Origin of the sequence: Paraburkholderia sediminicola (genome assembly GCF_046026895.1) — a bacterium.
GTDB classification, from domain to species: Bacteria; Pseudomonadota; Gammaproteobacteria; order Burkholderiales; family Burkholderiaceae; genus Paraburkholderia; species Paraburkholderia sediminicola_C.
In genome coordinates, this window is sequence record NZ_JAQQEU010000004.1 from 147,360 (window position 1) to 164,155 (window position 16,796).

Annotated in this window: 21 protein-coding genes; 17 read left to right on the forward strand and 4 right to left on the reverse strand. The window is 61.2% G+C overall.

The window, feature by feature from the left end:
* Position 1 precedes the first annotated feature (1 nt).
* The 4 genes from PQR02_RS04770 to PQR02_RS04785 form a co-directional block, all read right to left on the reverse strand.
* Positions 2–205: a hypothetical protein gene (locus tag PQR02_RS04770; RefSeq protein WP_408226199.1), complete on the reverse strand. Its 204-nt coding sequence runs from the start codon at positions 203–205 to the stop codon at positions 2–4.
* Positions 206–213: 8 nt separating this feature from the next.
* The gene (locus tag PQR02_RS04775; protein WP_408226202.1) at positions 214–447 is read right to left on the reverse strand and encodes a hypothetical protein; all 234 of its coding nucleotides are present in this window, start codon (positions 445–447) and stop codon (positions 214–216) included.
* Positions 448–597: 150 nt separating this feature from the next.
* Positions 598–1,074, reverse strand: a complete 477-nt coding sequence (locus PQR02_RS04780; protein WP_408226205.1) for a hypothetical protein — start codon at positions 1,072–1,074, stop codon at positions 598–600.
* On the reverse strand, positions 1,034–1,612 hold the full coding sequence (locus PQR02_RS04785; protein WP_408226208.1) for a helix-turn-helix domain-containing protein: 579 nt from the start codon (positions 1,610–1,612) through the stop codon (positions 1,034–1,036). The genes PQR02_RS04780 and PQR02_RS04785 overlap by 41 nt, the downstream gene beginning before the upstream one ends.
* A 44-nt stretch (positions 1,613–1,656) precedes the next feature.
* Between PQR02_RS04785 and PQR02_RS04790 the strand changes: the two genes are divergently transcribed.
* From PQR02_RS04790 to PQR02_RS04870, 17 genes are all read left to right on the forward strand, one after another.
* Positions 1,657–1,869, forward strand: a complete 213-nt coding sequence (locus PQR02_RS04790) for a hypothetical protein (RefSeq protein WP_408226211.1) — start codon at positions 1,657–1,659, stop codon at positions 1,867–1,869.
* A 109-nt stretch (positions 1,870–1,978) separates the two neighbouring features.
* Positions 1,979–2,488 (forward strand): phage regulatory CII family protein, encoded by a 510-nt coding sequence (locus PQR02_RS04795; protein WP_408226214.1) that lies wholly within the window; start codon positions 1,979–1,981, stop codon positions 2,486–2,488.
* A gap of 2 nt (positions 2,489–2,490) precedes the next feature.
* The gene (locus PQR02_RS04800; RefSeq protein WP_408226217.1) at positions 2,491–2,865 is read left to right on the forward strand and encodes a hypothetical protein; all 375 of its coding nucleotides are present in this window, start codon (positions 2,491–2,493) and stop codon (positions 2,863–2,865) included.
* 169 nt (positions 2,866–3,034) lie between these two features.
* Positions 3,035–5,776, forward strand: coding sequence for a VapE domain-containing protein (locus PQR02_RS04805; protein ID WP_408226220.1), 2,742 nt, complete (start codon positions 3,035–3,037; stop codon positions 5,774–5,776).
* 267 nt (positions 5,777–6,043) lie between these two features.
* Positions 6,044–6,820, forward strand: coding sequence for a hypothetical protein (locus tag PQR02_RS04810; protein WP_408226223.1), 777 nt, complete (start codon positions 6,044–6,046; stop codon positions 6,818–6,820).
* Between the two features lie 83 nt (positions 6,821–6,903).
* Positions 6,904–7,713 carry an HNH endonuclease gene (locus PQR02_RS04815; RefSeq protein ID WP_408226226.1) on the forward strand — a complete coding sequence of 270 codons (810 nt, stop codon included), beginning with the start codon at positions 6,904–6,906 and terminating at the stop codon, positions 7,711–7,713.
* A gap of 220 nt (positions 7,714–7,933) precedes the next feature.
* Positions 7,934–8,482, forward strand: coding sequence for a phage terminase small subunit P27 family (locus PQR02_RS04820; protein WP_408226229.1), 549 nt, complete (start codon positions 7,934–7,936; stop codon positions 8,480–8,482).
* The gene (locus PQR02_RS04825; protein WP_408226234.1) at positions 8,479–10,182 is read left to right on the forward strand and encodes a terminase large subunit; all 1,704 of its coding nucleotides are present in this window, start codon (positions 8,479–8,481) and stop codon (positions 10,180–10,182) included. The genes PQR02_RS04820 and PQR02_RS04825 overlap by 4 nt, the downstream gene beginning before the upstream one ends.
* The gene (locus PQR02_RS04830) at positions 10,182–11,549 is read left to right on the forward strand and encodes a phage portal protein (protein ID WP_408226236.1); all 1,368 of its coding nucleotides are present in this window, start codon (positions 10,182–10,184) and stop codon (positions 11,547–11,549) included. Before PQR02_RS04825 ends, PQR02_RS04830 begins: the two co-directional genes overlap by 1 nt.
* Positions 11,546–12,226 carry a head maturation protease, ClpP-related gene (locus tag PQR02_RS04835; RefSeq protein WP_408226239.1) on the forward strand — a complete coding sequence of 227 codons (681 nt, stop codon included), beginning with the start codon at positions 11,546–11,548 and terminating at the stop codon, positions 12,224–12,226. The genes PQR02_RS04830 and PQR02_RS04835 overlap by 4 nt, the downstream gene beginning before the upstream one ends.
* Positions 12,227–12,309: 83 nt before the next feature.
* Positions 12,310–13,548, forward strand: a complete 1,239-nt coding sequence (locus tag PQR02_RS04840; RefSeq protein WP_408226242.1) for a phage major capsid protein — start codon at positions 12,310–12,312, stop codon at positions 13,546–13,548.
* 54 nt (positions 13,549–13,602) lie between these two features.
* Positions 13,603–14,127, forward strand: a complete 525-nt coding sequence (locus PQR02_RS04845; RefSeq protein WP_408226245.1) for a head-tail connector protein — start codon at positions 13,603–13,605, stop codon at positions 14,125–14,127.
* An 8-nt stretch (positions 14,128–14,135) separates the two neighbouring features.
* Positions 14,136–14,474, forward strand: a complete 339-nt coding sequence (locus PQR02_RS04850) for a phage head closure protein (RefSeq protein ID WP_408226248.1) — start codon at positions 14,136–14,138, stop codon at positions 14,472–14,474.
* Positions 14,474–15,040: an HK97-gp10 family putative phage morphogenesis protein gene (locus tag PQR02_RS04855; protein ID WP_408226251.1), complete on the forward strand. Its 567-nt coding sequence runs from the start codon at positions 14,474–14,476 to the stop codon at positions 15,038–15,040. The genes PQR02_RS04850 and PQR02_RS04855 overlap by 1 nt, the downstream gene beginning before the upstream one ends.
* Positions 15,037–15,384 carry a hypothetical protein gene (locus tag PQR02_RS04860; RefSeq protein WP_128584146.1) on the forward strand — a complete coding sequence of 116 codons (348 nt, stop codon included), beginning with the start codon at positions 15,037–15,039 and terminating at the stop codon, positions 15,382–15,384. Before PQR02_RS04855 ends, PQR02_RS04860 begins: the two co-directional genes overlap by 4 nt.
* Before the next feature lie 45 nt (positions 15,385–15,429).
* Complete coding sequence (locus PQR02_RS04865; RefSeq protein WP_408226254.1) at positions 15,430–16,359, forward strand: phage tail tube protein; 930 nt, start codon at positions 15,430–15,432, stop codon at positions 16,357–16,359.
* 80 nt (positions 16,360–16,439) lie between these two features.
* On the forward strand, positions 16,440–16,766 hold the full coding sequence (locus tag PQR02_RS04870; RefSeq protein ID WP_408226257.1) for a phage tail assembly chaperone: 327 nt from the start codon (positions 16,440–16,442) through the stop codon (positions 16,764–16,766).
* The last annotated feature ends 30 nt before the right edge of the window (positions 16,767–16,796 follow it).

Consider the following 16,796-nt stretch of genomic DNA (forward strand, 5'->3'; position numbering starts at 1 on the left):
GTTAATCTGTGTCGCCAGCGGCTAGACGCTTGCCGTCCGGCGTGGGTTGTTCGGATTTCGCGTGCTTCATCCGCAGCTCGGCGCAGTTGACGAGGCAGATTCGCAGCGCAGGGTTCGTGATGGCGGCGACAGGAGAGCCGGCGAGGTGGCGGAGGCGGAATTCCCTGGCGATATCGACATTGGTGACGGGAATCCGGTCTGCCATGTCGCCGCCTAGACGGTGCCGAGGTGGAAGATCACGCCGGGCGTACGGGTGCCCGGCTCCGGCGCGATCAAGGAGGCGATGACCACAAACGCGGCAAATACGAACACGGCACGCCATGCCCATGACTTCTCAAAGTCACTTTGCCGGGAGGGCGCGTGGGCGGAAGGGCGCTCCGCTGGCAGGCCCTGCTCGCGTCGAAGCCACGCTTGGCGGGCCTCGGCGTTCATTTCGATGTTCTTCATAGGGATCTCCGAGTAGCGCGCAGGAATCGCGCGGCGTGGTTCGAAGTATCCTTTGGGGGATATTACGGTGTCAATCCTTAAGAGGATATCTTTTTCCAGAAATGACGCTTTCGTCACGAAAACTGCGACGAAAGATCCTTTGGTTATGCGTTAGAGGATGGTCGAGTCGCGTGCTGACCGTGAGGCGAGTGCCGCAGCAATCAACTGGGCGGCCAGCATGAGTACCGCATCAAGCCACGCGATCTGATTGAAGAAATCGGCAGCCATGAAGCCGATCATGAGGGCTAGGGTGATTCCGATGACGCCTCGCTGGCCGCGACGGGCGGTGGTAGGTGGGGCGCCGTGGGCGCGTACAGCGTCGGTCAGCTGTTGTAGGGCGTCAGCTATTTGGTCCGCGACGTCGGGTTCAATCCCACAGGCGGTCAATTGGATGGTGCCGTCCGGCTTCAGAAGGGCGGATGCGCTGGCGATTGCGCTGTTGCGTGCTTCCCGTTCGGCTAATGACAGCAGATGCTTTCTTATTGACGCCTGGCGGCGGATTCTGTTTATTTCGGTGTCGGTCTGGAGCGAAATTACGTTACTAGATTTACTGAGCTCCTCGCTCTTTTTTCTTGTGATGTGCGTCACGGTCTATGCTCAACGAGTCGTTAGATAATGGTCGTCGAGCAGCGCGCCGTGCGCGCGTCTCCTGTTCTGATGTCGCCTTAACCTTGCCCACGATAGTCACTGTTCCGTCAGCGGCGGCCTGAGTAAATACGAAGTCAGCGAACGACTTGATCTTCTCTTGCTCTGTTTTCGGTAGTCGCGCCAACTTCATTAGGTCTAGATCTAGAGCAGGCTTTTCTTCCGGCTCCGCCAATAGATCGGCGGCAGACACGCCGATCGCATCTGCAATCGCCGCGACGATGCTGATCTGCGTATCCACCTGCCCAGACAGCACGCGTGCTACGGAGCTCTGCGAAATGCCGGCCCGCTTCGAGAGCTTGACCTGCGTGTCGACAAAGGGAATCTCCCGCATGTAGCGCCGGATGTTGTCTGCGAGTACCTCGCGAATTAGTTTCTTTTCCATATCCGAAATGATGCCGAACAGGCAATTCCTTTGCGGGATATGTGGTGCCGCGTTTCCGGTTGCGGAAATATCCTCTAAAGGATATAGTGTCGTCACTTTTGTGCTCCAGAGGTATTCCCATGCGGATACACGAAGAAACAATGCTTGGCACCGTCCTGCGTCGTCTGGACGGCGTAAAAGGCGCCTGGCCTGAAGTCGCCAGGCAAAGCGGCGTGCCCTACCAGACCCTCACGAAGATCGCGTGCCGGATCGTTGCCGATCCACGCGTCTCCACCGTTCAAACCCTGTTCGATTACTTCGCGGGTAGCCCTGAGCAGTCGACGGCGGCCGATAGCACTCACGCGGCGCACTGACGATTTCTTCATAGCGGTTTCGGTCGTTTGGTCATGCTCGCATCGTACGAGCACCAGTGGCCGGTAAACAGTATGAAAAGCCACACATCCAAAGAGAAACGGGGTTCGAATGACCTGCAGATATAGCGGGACCGACTGGCTCGACGTGCTTTACACGTCGGTGCGCAATACGCCTGGGGGCGTGGCTGATGCAGCGTCGTTTCTGGCGAATCGTCGCGGCAAGAGCATCGGCACGGAGTCACTGCGTCTGCGTCTTCGCGGGGAAGGCGAAAACCGCCTCTCGATGGAAATGTTCGAACTGCTGATCGAGTGGATGGAGGAAAAGCGTCAGGCGCAAGCGCGGGACGCAATTCACGCTCTCAACGAACGGTTCGGCTTGAGAGCAAGCGAAGCTGGCGACGCAGAGGATGGCGACGGCATCGATGCGGTCGTTCTCGGTGCGCTGGACCTCGCACGCCAAAGCGGCGTAGTGGCCGGTGAAGTTCACTCGGCCGTCGCTGACGGCAGGATCACTGAACAGGAGGCTGATGCCATAGCGGTCGCAGCGCGCAAACACCAGCGGGGCCTTGATCGTCTGCTCAGGGTGGTTATGCGCATCAGCAAAATCGGACGAGCCTAAGCATGCAGTTCCGGGTCGGAATGGCGTGCTGCAATCAGTACCGCGCTAATGCCGGACTGTGCTGTGACCTCGATCACCAGCTTCATTGCGCGTCAATTGAGCTGGCTCGCCTCGCCGCCCACGCCCCACCTCGGGTAGCCGCATTCCTCTCGACTCTCTTGCCGACCTTTCCGGCCGACATGCTCCTTGTTCGCGCCCGGCAGGTCGGCCATCTGGATGACTTCGTGTTGTCCGCTGCCAGCTATTGCGCAACGCTGCGCACGCGCACCGAGCGCGGGCTTTTCTTTGGCTTCATCGCTGGCTATCTCACCGCACAGCAAATCGAAGTTTTCAAAGCGTCACACGACGCTGAATGGCGTCGGCTTCGTGGCAAATAAAGCAATTACCGGGGGATCCAAAGTGACTTTGTCGAGTACCGCTTCCGCGCTTCGCGCGCGGCATCCGTTCGCGCCCAAATTTGTCGCCTGCGCAGGCCGATTTGCGGCGGGTCGCGCCAGATGGCGTAGCCTTTTCAACGCTGGGTCTGTCCTGATCACGGGTTAAAGCATGGCATCACTTGATCAGATTGCAGCGCAGCTCGCGGCTGCCGGGCACCCCAAGCTTCCCGAAGGTCATCCGCGCGTATCGGACAATGGCAAACCGCACCGCTATGGTCCGGCCAAGAAGTTCTGGTACTCGATCCATCAGGTAGTGCGTAATGGTCAGGTGCTTGGCTACATCGGCGCCTTCGGTCGTTGGGTCGGCGACGATAACGGCGCGCAGACTTTCGAATGGCAGGGCGAGGCGGCAGCACCGGAAGATCTGGCGATCACACGTGCACGTCAGGCTGAGATCGAGCGCGAGGATGAGCGAAAGCGCATTCATGCGGCGAAGATGGCGGCCAATCGAGCCCGGCAGCAGTGGCAACAAGCGTTCGTCGACGGCCAGTCGATCTACCTCGATCGCAAGCAGATCACGCCAGAGGGCGTGCGCTTTGATGCCGAGAGCACGCTGCTTGTGCCCATGTATCAGTATGGTGGCGACGAGCCGCGAATGGTCGGCCTTCAGAAGGTCACGCCCGATGGCGCAAAGCGCTTCAACAAGGGCATGGAAAAGAAGGGCGCTGAGTTTCGCATCGGTGAAATCGGCGTCGACGACCGCATAGCAATGATCGCTGAAGGCTACGCGACTGGCCGCTCGATCCGGATGGCTACGGGCGAACAGATCCCTCTGTCGGTCTGCTTTGACGCAGGCGGAATCCTGCCCGCAGCCCGTGCGCTGCGGGCAGCTTATCCGGACATTCACCTGCTGGTCTGTGCCGACGACGACTGGAAGATCGAGCAGCGCCTGCGGGAACATCTGGCTGCCGACTACGGCTATGAAGGCGAGCTGGTGATCGGTGGCGGCACGGTAGAGATTCAATCGAAGAACACGTCTTACACGCTGCATGCGGAGTACAAGCAGATCAATGGCGGTGTCGAGTACATCGAGCTCGCGGTCTGGAACGACGTCATGCCGGAGCGCACCTGGCGTTTCGAGAACACGGGTCGCAAGCGTGCCGAGGAAGCAGTGGCAGAAGTCGGCAACGCCAGCGTCGTGTTTCCGCGGTTCGCCGCGCGTGGGGACCGCAAGCTGACCGATTACAACGATCTGCATTGCGAGGAAGGCCTGCACATCGTCAAGGCGCAGATTGAGGCTGCGCTGCTCGCGGCGTTGGCTCCTGCTGCGGATGAGATTCCGCCTTTTCCCCACCTGCAGGCCGTCGCGAAACTTGCGGATCCGCTCTACGGCGATGCCGTGGCACTCGTACGTCAGGGCAAGCGCGCGACTGTCTCGGGCGTGCAGCGCGGTCTGCGGATCGGCTATAACCGCGCGGCAGCGTTGATCGAGGCCATGGAGAAGGCAGGCGTCGTTTCGGCGCCGGCCGCGAACGATGTTCGCACGGTAATCGATCCGCATTCGCCTCACCGCGCGACGTCAGCTGACGCGGCCGATGCACACATCGACGCCGAGAACGGTGCATTCACGTGGCGGCAACGCTTGCGGCGGGCTGAGAAGTCGTCAGCGATCCTGCCATCGCTCGACAACGTATTCACCATTCTGTCCAACGATGAAAAGTGGCAAGGCGTTTTCGGCTTCGAGCAGTTCTCGCTGCGCATCATGAAGCTCAAGCCGCCGCCGTTTGAAGGCGGCGAGACCGGCGAGTGGACCGACCGTGACGACGCGCGCTGCGTGCTGTGGCTCGGTCAGACATATTCTTTCAGTCCACGCAGTGACGTCGTCATGGATGCGGCGTTCCTCGTTGCCGATCGCAACCGGTATCACGAAGTGCGGGACTACCTCTCGGCCCTTCAATGGGACAGCGTCCCGCGCTTGCGGTCGTGGCTCACGCGTTACCTGCTGGTGCCCGACAGTGAGTATGTCCAACTGGCCGGCTTCAAGTGGTTGCTCGGCGCTGTCGGGCGCGTCATGCGTCCCGGCTGCAAGATGGACAACGTGCTGATCCTTGAGGGCGTGCAGGACGCCGGCAAGTCGGCGGCGTTCCGGACGCTGTTCGGCCAGCAGTGGTTCACCGACGCGAACATCGTCATTGGCGACAAGGATGCGTTCGCCGTGATGGCCGGCAAGTGGGTGATCGAGCTTGCCGAGCTAGACGCGCTCAGCAAGAGCGATTCATCGAACGCCAAGCGTTTCTTCACCACGGCAGTGGATACGTATCGACCGCCCTACGCGAGGCGGGCGATTGATGTGCCACGTCAAAGCGTCTTTGGCGGCACGGTCAACTTTGACACGTACCTGAAAGATGAATCAGGGAACCGTCGTTACTGGCCGGTTAAAGCTGGCTCACCGCTCGATCTGAAAGGGCTGGCAGACGATCGCGATCAGATCTGGGCGGAAGCCTATCAGACGTATCTCGAATGGGACGCGGCGAACACTGAGGCGGGTGGAACGCTGCCCACGCCGTGGCAAGTCCTGGCAGCTGAAAAGCCGCTGTTCTCCGCCGAGCAGGAAGCCCGCTACGAAGGCGACATCTACGAAACGATGATCGCCCGCCATATCGCCATCCTCGGCGAGGTGACGATGGAGGACATCCTCGGCGACTGCCTGAAGCTTGAGATCGCCAAGTGGACGCCGGCAGAGCAGCGCCGCGTTGGCAAAGCAATGAAGTCCCTCGGCTGGGTACGCAAGCGTAAATCGACCGGCAATCGCGAATGGTATTACACGCCTCCGGATCACGTCGACGCACCGGTTGCCGCGACGCCTGTCGCTTTTGAACAAGCGGAGCACGACGATGACGCACCGCTTTGATGCCAATTTCGTCGCGCCGTTTTGCTTGCTCGCCGCAGGCTGTGGCGCGCGCGTCAGCGTATATCGGCGCGCTACCGATGATATTTCGGCGCGCCGCAAAGCGTCCCATGTCCTGGCGTCCCAAGTGCGTCGCCTCGTATGCGTGCGTGTGATGCGTGCGACGTGCGCGACGTGCAGGCGAGGGTGCGCACGTCGCAGGCGCCCGCGCGCATTCACGACCTTTTTTCATTGGGACATTGGGACATTGGGACGGATAGGAGGTAAGCAGTGATCGACCTGAAAGAGCAAGCCGGTGTCGCGATGAACGTTCGCGGTCAGTTTTCCGATCCGATCGTGGATCCGAAAGTAACTTTGGGCGCGTTGGCGTTCGCTAACGATCTTGGCCGCGCCCTCGTGCGGATGAAATGCGGGCAGGACATTCGACCCGATGCGGTGCGGCGCACGACATTGCTGCTCGCACAGCTGATCCGCCGGTCAGGCAAATTCAATCGCGGAAAATTTACTGGCATTGATGCCGAAGCGATGCGCGAGCGTAAGGCAGGCCAGCGCATCGAGCGCTCGAAGGTTGATATCGTCGAGCGGTTCGCGCTGCGTCTGCTTGTTGAGTGGGTCGACGATCAATGCGTGCGATGCAATGGGCGTGGCGCTATCGGGCGAAATGTGAATCCGTTGCCTGTCTCGTGCGTATGTCCGGACTGCGGAGGGAAGGGCGAACAAGTCACTGAGGAACGCGTGCCGTTCGCCGCACACTCGAACGGTCGCGGCGGGCCAATCGTGTATCGCGAACGGGTTCGATGTGAACGATGTCTTGGTCGTGGTGTGCTGATCACCGTGCCAAAGAAAACCGAAGGGCGACAGATCTGTCCGTGCTGCGGTGGTGATGGGCGAAGGCAGATCGACGAGGCCGCGCGCGCTCATGCGCTCGGCGTGTCACTGCCGGTCTATCGCCGGTCGTGGGTCGATCACTTCAGCGCGATGCTGGCGATAATTGATAAGGTGGACTGGCGAGTCGTAGACACAATGCGCGCACAGCTTCGTCAATGAAACTCTTGCAAACCAAGAATCGATCGAATATATTTCGGCCATCCTTTACCGAGTCACTGGATGAACGGAGCGCCCGCCTACTCGTGGCGCAACCCTTCCCCAGCAGCCACACAGTATTGCGCGAGCGGCGCAACGAACAACATAAACGGCTGCTGGGATTTGCGGGGAGACGTTCGTCCCTGCAAAACAAGATCATCAAAGCCCTGAGTGCGAAAGCCCTCGGGGCTTTGTCTTTTCAGGAGCGTTTATGCATGCAGTCCATAGCCTTCTTCGAGCGTTCGCGCTGCGGTCTTCCATTGTTGATGGCGACACAGGCGGTGCAGCAGCGTCGCCAGCAGTGGCTGGCACAGCAGACGATTCGCCTGCCGACAAACGTGCAGCGTCGGCTACGTCCAACGAGCATCCGTCGCATCAGTGGCTCGATGAGATCGAGACGGAAGTCGGCGCGTGGTTCATTCACAGCACCACGGCGCAGCGTATCCGCTCGCTTGTCGGCAAAGCCCGATCGCATCTGCCCGGTCGCGATGCCACGTAAAGCGCCGACTCCCTGTCGGCACTTCGGTTGCCGCAACGTCGTGACCGAACCGGGCTTCTGTACCGAACACGCTCGCGAACAGACGGGCTGGGTCAGCGACAAGCGACGCGGCAGTCGGCATGCACGCGGCTACGGTGCAGCGTGGGTAAAGCTGCGCGAACTGGTGCTCAAACGCGATGGTGGCCTCTGCCAGCCTTGCCTCCGCGCTCGGCGTGTCACACGTGCGACGCAGGTTGACCACATCAAGCCAAAGGCAGAAGGCGGGACCGACGAGGAATCGAACCAGCAGTCGATCTGCGATGCGTGTCACAAGGCGAAGACGGCACGGGAGAGCGCACGGGCCCGTACGCGTGCGTGATAGCGCTCCGGTACGCCTGCGAAAGTGACTTTGCGCGCGGGGCGTGCCGAGCGCAAGCAAGCGGCGTGGCGGGCGCTACCGAAGGCCGCAATGCCGCTCCCGAAGGTGGTCTAGGCCAGCGAGGCAGGCTGGCCGGGGGGGTGGCCGAAAGTCTGGCGGTCCGCCGGATGGGACCGCGTGTTTAGCCAAATTTTTCTGCGCGCAAGTTATCGAGGGGGGGGTGTCCAAGCGCTCCCTGGCACATATGGGTCAACGTGGTCCGCAACCGGCGCCGGCGGCGCTCAAACTGATTCGCGGCAATCCCGGAAAGCGTCCGATCAACCTGTCGGACGGCGTCAATCCCGAGGTCGCGATTCCCGACGTTCCGCGTCATCTGAACAAGGAGGCGCGCAAGGAGTGGAAGCGCGTGTCTGCGGAGCTCGAGCAGCTCGGGCTGATCAGCCGGCTCGATCGGGCGGCCCTTGCGTTGTACTGTCAGGCATGGGGCCGGCTCGTCGAACTGGAGACCGCTTTCCAGAAGCGGCAGGATCTGCTCGCGGCTGAAGGCAAGACGGCGAGTGAGGCCTTCGTCGATGTGGCACCTTCCGGCTATCGCCAGCAGGCTGTCGAGGTGAGCCTGATTAACTCGCTGCAGGATCAGGTGCACAAGTTCCTGCAAAGCTTCGGGCTGTCGCCGGCGAGCCGCTCACGAGTGACAGCATCGACTAACCAGCTGGCGCTGCCCGGACTGGAACCGGCGAGCAGTGGCTGGGGGCGGTTCGCGAAATGAGCCCAGAGCGCGACGAACCGAACTACGTCGAGATCGCGAACGGCTACATCGACGATGTGCTCTCTGGTCGGATCGTCGCGTGCAAGTGGGTGAAGCTCGCATGTCAGCGCCAGCGTAACGACCTCGCCCGCGCCGGCGCTGGAGACGCAGCTTTTCCGTATCGCTTCGATATCGAAGCGGCGAGTCGCATTTGCAGCTTCGTAGAGCTGCTGCCTCACATCAAGGGCAAGTGGGCACGAACGCGCCAGCGCATCGTGCTCGAACCGTGGCAGATCTTCGTGCTGTCGACTGTCTTCGGCTGGCTGCACGTCGATACCGGGCTTCGCCGCTACCGCCGGGCATACGAGGAGGTCGCCCGCAAGAATGCGAAGTCGACGAAGAGCTGCGGCGTGGCGCTGTACCTGTTCGCCGCTGATGGCGAGCCGGGCGCGGAGGTCTACAGCGCGGCAACGACGCGTGACCAGGCCAAGATCGTTTTCGATGACGCGAAGGCGATGGCATTGCGCGAGCCGGACATGTGCCGGACGCTCGGCATCGAGGTGCTGCAGCATCAGATGCTGGTGCCGGACGATGCGAGCAAGTTCACGCCGCTGTCGGCCGAAGGCAGCACGCTCGATGGCCTGAACGTGCATGGCGGCGTGATTGACGAGCTGCACGCGCACAAGACACGTGCAGTGTTCGATGTGATCGACTCGGCCACCGGCGCTCGCGACCAGTCGTTGCTGTGGATGATTACGACGGCCGGCACAGATCGCACCGGAATCTGCTACGAGCAGCGAACGCACGTGACGAAGATTCTCGGCGGCGTCGTCGAAGACGAGTCGTTCTTCGGGATCATCTTCACGATCGACGATGGCGACGACTGGGCGGATCCGGCATGCTGGCCGAAGGCGAACCCGAACTACGGCGTGTCCGTACTCGCGGACGACATGGAGTCTGCATGCCGCAAGGCGTTGTCGATGCCTAGTGCGGTTGGCAATTTTCTGACCAAGCGGCTCAACGTATGGGTCAACGCCGACAGTGCGTGGATGGATATGCGGGCATGGGACGCCTGTGCGAATCCGGATCTAAGAGTCGAGGAATTCTATGGGCAGCGTTGCTATGCGTCGCTCGATCTTGCGAGCAAGGTCGATATCGCCGCAAAGATCCGGCTTTTTCCGCCTTCAGGTGACCGGCAGAAGTGGGCGATTTTTGGCACGTACTACCTGCCGGAGCGTGCCGTCGAGAACGCACACAACAGCCAGTACGACGGTTGGCGCCGCAGTGGATGGCTGACGGTCACCGATGGTGAGGTGACCGACTTCGATCTGATCGAGGACGGCGTGCGCGAAGACTGCGCGCTTTTCGACGTCGCCGAGGTGCCGTTCGACCCTTTTCAGGCGACGCAGCTGTCGAGTCATCTGCTCGCGGATAACGTTCCGATGGTCGAGATGCGGCCAACCGTGCTGAATTTCAGCGAACCGATGAAGCAGCTCGAGGCGCTCGTGCTCAAAGGTGCGATCGAGCATAGCGGCGATCCGGTGCTCGGCTGGATGATCAGCAACGTCGTGTGCCATCGCGATCAGAAAGACAACATCTATCCGCGTAAAGAGCGGCCTGAGAACAAGATCGACGGCGTCGTCGCGGCCATCATGGCACTCGGACGGGCGATTCTGCCTGGCGAGAGCGACGGGCATTCGGAAACACACGTGGACCTCTAATGTTCAATCCCTTTAAGCGGTGGGCGCAGGCATCGGCCTCGCGCGTCGAGCCGGCGCTCGCTGCTGCGCCGGCGCTAGACGTGCGCAACGACACCGGCGCCGTGACGATGGTCAATTACGAGGAGCTGTCAGACCTTCTCGGGACCGGCACCGGACTCGCGACCGTCAATCCGGATCAGGCGATGCGCACGTCGGCGGTATATGCCTGCGTGCGCCTGCTCGGTGGCGCCGTCGCCTCCATGCGCATGGAGATCTACCGCCGCAACGGCATGGCCCGCGCGCTCGCCGACGATCATCCGCTATGGTGGAAGTTCAACGAAGAGCCCTGCGCGATGATGTCGGCGCCGATGATGTGGGAGTACTTCGTCACTTCGCAGTGCTTCTTCGGCGATGCGTTCGCGCTGCTGATCCGCAATGCGAGAAACCCGACCATCATCGACGAGATCATCCCGCTCGATCCTCGCTCGGTCTGGGTCTGGCTGAAGGATGGGCGGTACTACTACGTCGTGTCGATCCCGATGACCTATGGCGATGAAATGATTCCGGTCGCATTCGACCAGGACGACATCCTGCACTTCACCGGACCCGGCTTCAACCCTCGTACGGGGCGCTCGATGTCAGTGCTGAAGTACGCGGCCAGTCGCGCGGTGCCCATCGCACAGCACGCCGAGGAACTGGCGGACAAGGCCTTCACGAAGGGCAACATGTCCGACATCGTCCTGAGGTTCCCAAAGCAACTTTCGAAGGAACAGCGGGAGGATCTGCGCAATTACTGGGTCAAGAAACACGGTGGCCTCGATAACGTCGGCACGCCGGCCATCCTCGGCGAGGGCGGCGACGTGACGCAATTGCGGATGACGGCCGTCGATGCGCAGCTGCTCGAATCGCGCTCGTTTCAGGTCATCGACATCGCGCGTGCGTTCGGTGTGCCGCCTTTCATGATCGGCGAGACCTCGAAGACGACGAGCTGGGGCTCAGGCGTCTCGGAAATGGGGCGCGGCTTCGTGCTCTATTCGGTGCGGCCGTATCTGAACCGATACGAAGCGGAGATCAATCGCAAGACGTTTCGCAGCGCCCGGTATTACGGCGAATTCGACGTGACGCGTCTCACGCGTGGTGATCCGGCGGCGGAAGCGGCGTACTACCGGCAGGCTGTCGGCGGCTCGCAGGGGCCGGGCTGGATGTCGATCGACGAGGTGCGGTCACGGTTCAACATGCCCCCGCTCGGTGGCGCATGCGCAGGGGTCTATTTTCCAACCGCCCCCGCGTCTGGCGACACCGGCGCAGCAGACGGCAACAAGGGGCCCGCAGGCGGCGACCCATCGCCAAACCCGGATACAACTGATCCTGAGGGGATTCCTGAATGAAAAATAAGATTTTCTCGCTGTTCAACCAGAAAAAGCCGGAGTTTCGGGTCAGTGACGCCGCGGATGGCACCGACATCTACCTGTACGACACGATCGGCGGCTGGTATGGCATCGCCGTGCAGGACGTGATCAAGGAACTGAAAGATGCCAAGGGCGCGGTCAACCTGCGCATCAACTCGCCGGGCGGCGACGCGTTCGATGGCCGGGCGCTGGCGACGGCCATCCAGCAGCACGGCAACGTGACCGCACATATCGACGGCTTGGCTGCGAGCGCCGCGACGTACGTCGCACTCGCAGCGAAAAGCGTCAACATCGCGGACGGCGCTTTCATGATGGTGCACAACGCATGGACGGTCGCAGTCGGCAATGCTGCCGAGCTCGGAGACACGATCGCGATGCTGCAGAAGATTGATGCCAGCATCGCTAGCGACTATGTGGCCAAGACCGGCAAGACCCTTGATGAGGTCAAGGCGTGGATGGATGCCGAAACGTGGTTCACCGCGCAGGAGGCGAAAGATGCCGGCCTCGTCGACAACATCGTTGCGGCCAAGTCTGCTGACAACCGCTGGGATCTCGGCGCCTACCGCAACGCTCCGCGCTCGCTCACTGAGCAGGAACCTGATTATGCGGCGGCCGATCGCGCCCGTCGCGTGCGAATGTTGGAACGCATTGCGTAGGAGTCGCTCCCGCGCATGTCTGGCCGCCAAGAGGCGGCTTTTTTTATGCCCGCGCGTGCGGGCACCTCACTTCGGAGCATTCAATGCCTGTATCAATTCAAGCACTGCGGGAGCGCCGCGTCTCGATGTCCAAAGAGCTGCGCAACCTCGTTGAGAACCACACCGGCTCGGCCTGGGGTGCCGAGCAGCAGATCAAGTACGACGAGCTCGCCCGTGACATCCAAAGCACCGATGCTGAGATCGCGCGTAACCAGCGCGTACTCGATGAGGCGTCGCACGAGTTCGGTCGCGTGCAGAACCGCGCTGATCACAGCGGTCTGTCCACGGACGAGGCGCATGCCAACGTCACGATGGAAAAGTCGATCTTCAACACCTGGCTGCGGGAGGGCCAGGGCGCGTTGAACGAGCAGCAGCGCCAGTACGTCGCGCAGCGCGCAGCAAGCGTGCGTAACGACATGAGCACCGACGTGGCGTCGGGCGGCTATCTGGTGCCGACCGACTTTGCGACGCAGCTGATCGAGGCGCTCAAGGCGTTCGGCGGGATGCGTGCAGTGGCCACCGTGATCGGTACCGGGACCGGCCAGCAGATCCAGTGGCCCACCGTCGACGCGACGGCGCAGGAAGGCGAGATCGTAGGCCAGAACACGCTCGTCGCTGCGCAGGACTTCGCGTTCGGCATGAAGGAAATCAACGCCTACAAGTTCAGCTCGAAGTCAGTCGCCGTGCCGATCGAGCTGCTGCAGGACAGCCGCATCGATCTGGAAGGCTACATCCACACTGCGCTCGCGACACGTATCGCCCGTATCACGGAACGTAAATACATTCTGGGCACGGGAACGAACGAGCCGCAGGGCGCGCTCGTGGCGGCTCCGGTGGGTGCCACGGCAGCGCACGCGACGGACATCCAGTATGACGACCTGGTCGAGCTCGAACACTCTGTCGATCCCGCGTATCGCAGCTCGCCGAAGGTGCGCTGGCAGTTCCACGACCAGACACTGAAGGGACTGAAGAAGCTGAAGGATGGCTATGGTCGCCCGCTGTGGCTGCCGGGCGTCGCCGTGAAAGAGCCCGACACGATCCTCGGCTACCAGTACACGATCAACCAGTACATGCCGGTGGCTGCTGCCAACGCAAAAACGGTTCTGTTCGGGGACTTCACGAACTACCTGATCCGCGACGTGATGCAGGTGATGCTGTTCCGCATGACTGATTCGAACTTCACGATGAAGGGGCAGGTCGGCTTCCTCGCGTTCTATCGCGGTGATGCAGGCAGCATCGATGTGGGCGGTGCGTGGAAGTCGCTGCAGCAGGCTGCTGCGTAATCGCGGCGTATCAGGGGCGGCTCAGGCCGCCCAAAGTCACTTTGGGAGCGTGCAATGGTCCGTGTTATTACGCCACCAGCAGTCACGCCGGTCTCGGTTGATACCGCGAAGGAACATCTGCGCGTCGATGGCACCGACGAAGACAACTTGATCACGTTGCAACTGAAGGCAGCAACGATGCGCGCGGAGAACATCACCGGCCGCGCGCTGATCACGCAGCAACTCGAGGAACGATTCCGCTGCGCCGCCGGTGAGGTCGAGCTCACGCGGTGGCCAGTGCAGTCGGTCCAGTCGGTAACCGTGAATGGCGTCGCCGTCGACGGGTCAACCTACTCATCAGAGCTCGGGGACAACGCCAGGCTTTCCGGCCTGCCTAAAGGTGACGTGGTTGTGACCTATACGGCGGGATTCGGCGACGATGGCGCGACGGTGCCCGAACCGATCCAGCAATGGATTCTGGCGACGGTAGGCACATTCTATGAAAACCGGGAAACGGAGATCGCCGATAACCGTGCCGCCACTGTCAGCCTGTCCTATCTCGACAGTTTGCTCGACAGCTACCGGATCTGGTCGGCGTAAGGAGCGATATGCGCACAGGAAAACTGAACCGCCGGATCACGATCGAGCGCAGGCAGGACAGCAAGAACGGTAGCGGCGGAACGATTTCGGGCTGGATACAGTTCGCCACGCCGTGGGCCGCCATTAACTATCTTTCCGGCATGGAGCGCAACGCGACGCTTCATCAGGGTGGCGAGACAGCGGATGCCCGCACGACGTTCACGATGCGCTATCTGGCTGGGGTCACCGAGACCATGCGCATCCTGTACGGCGGCAAGGCGTTCAACATCCGTTTCATCAATGACGTGCTCGACCGGCACAAGACGTTGATTCTCACCTGCGACACCGGTGCAACGGAGGGTCTGTGATGGCGGCCAGCAACGTTATTTCCGGGCTGCAGGGTTTCAACTCTGCTATTGCCACGCTCAAAGACGACATGCAAAAGAAGGTCGCGTTTTCCGCCGCCTTGATCGGCGCCAACGTGATCAAGCGCGAGGCGAAAGCAATCGCGCTCGCGAAGGGGCTGGAGCAGACCGGCGCGTTGTTGAACAACATCGCCGTCAAGCGCGAAGCGAATCCGCCGCCTGGAGTGGCGCAATTCAACCTAGGCGTGCGGCATGGCCGGGAGCTCGGCAGTAAGGCGAAGGTCGTCTATTCAGTGCGGGCCGACGGCAGCATCAAAAAGACTTACGTCGACGATCCGTTTTACTGGTGGTATCTCGAATTCGGCACGAAGCCGCACGCCGAGGCCGGCGGTCGCGGCCGAAAGCTGGCGTTTGAAGCCGATGGAAAGCCGGTCTTCGCGATGAAGGTCACCAATCCCGGCATTCAGCCGATGCCGTTCATCGGCCCGGCGTTCGAGCATAAGAGCGACGACGCGCTCGCTGCCATGGCGAACCGTGTCGCGCAATTCATTCAGAAAGGGGCGGCATGAACTTGAAGGCCGAGGTGTATGCCGCGCTCGCGGCGATCCTGCCGAACACCCATAACGTCGAACTGCCGCCCAATCCGACGTGGCCGGCGCTTGTCTACACGGTGCATTCGGCCGAGGAGACGGGATGGGTGCTCGGCGGTGGCTACGACCTGCACACCGTGACGGTCGCCATTCTCGGTCGCGACACCGACGAAAACGGTGGGCTGCGCGACCAGATCGTTGAGGCTTTCGAGCAGATGGATGACTTCCTGCTGGTCGAATCCGAAGGCGACAGCGAATACCAGGGCAATGCGGCGGTGTATGCCTACCTGGTGATGATTCAGATGCGAACGACTCGCTCGTAACCCACCAGGCCCGCCGCGCGCGGGCTTATTTCTTAGAGGAACCGTATGTCTAAACTCACACGCAAGACCCTGATTCTGGCGGTCATCGAGACCGTCGTCGGCACCGATGCAGTGCCGACCGCTGCGCTCAATTCAATTCTCGCGCGCAACTGCACGTACACGCCGACCGTAGAGCTGGCGAGCCGCGATGTGATGCGGCCGTACCTCGGGAACAGCGAGCAGCTGCCGGCGGCCATCCACGGCCAGCTCGACTTCGAGATCGAGCTCGCCGGCGCTGGCGTGGCGGGAACGGCGCCCGCGTGGGGTGCACTGATTCAGGCATGCGGATTTTCGGAGACGATCACCGCAGGCGATAACGTCAAGTACGAGCCGATCTCCGACAACCTGCCGACCGTCACGCTGTACTACTACCTCGACGGCCTGTTCCATAAGTTGACGTCGGGCCGCGGCACGGTCGCAATCGACATGACGGCCAAGAGCATTCCGGTGATGAAGTTCAAGTTCACGGGTCTGTACAGCGATGTCGTCGATCAGGCGATGCCGACGGGCGTGGACTACAGCCACTTCCAGAAGCCGCTGGTCGTGAACAAGGTCAACACCCCCAATTGGTCGTTCCAAGGTGTGAGCTCGCCCCTGCAGGCGCTGTCGATCGACGTCGCCAACTCGGTGAATTACCGGAATCTGGTCAAACAGGAATCGGTCGACATCACTGACCGCAAGCCGGCCGGTAGCGCGACGATCCAGCTTGACTCGGTCGCGACAAAAGACTGGTGGGCCGCGGTGCGCGACGCGATTACCGGTCCTCTCACAATCACGCATGGCAAGACCGCCGGCAACATCGTCCAGATCGATGGTCCTGCGGTGCAGGCGACGAACCCGGCATATAGCGACCAGAACGGCACGGCCATGCTCGGCCTGAATCTGACGTTCGTCCCGGTGACCGGCAATGATGAAATCACCATCACGGTGAAGTAAAGCATTCGGTGCGGTGCACACCATAGTTAGCTGCAGCTTTCGGCCCGCGTCACGCGGGTCATCTTTTTTCAGGAAAGACCATGGCATTCAAACTCGCTCAATCGGAAACCTATCAGCAGAAGATCGAAGTCCAGCTCGTCGGAGAGAGCGGCAAGGTGGAAAAGCACGACTTCAAAGTTACTTTCAAGCGCTGCTCCAACGACAGGCTCGAAGATCTGCGCGGCAAGACGGGCAAGGAAGTGCTGCAGGAAGTCGTCACCGGCTGGTCGGGTGTAACCGACGACGATGGTGCCGCGATCCCGTTCAACGAAGAGAACTTCGATGCGCTGCTCCAGATCCCGGCAGCGTCATTTGCGCTGGTGAAAGGTTTCTGGGAAAGCATCGTGGTGGCTCGCGAAAAAAACTGATTGAGGTAGCGCGTCATTGGGCTGGAGATA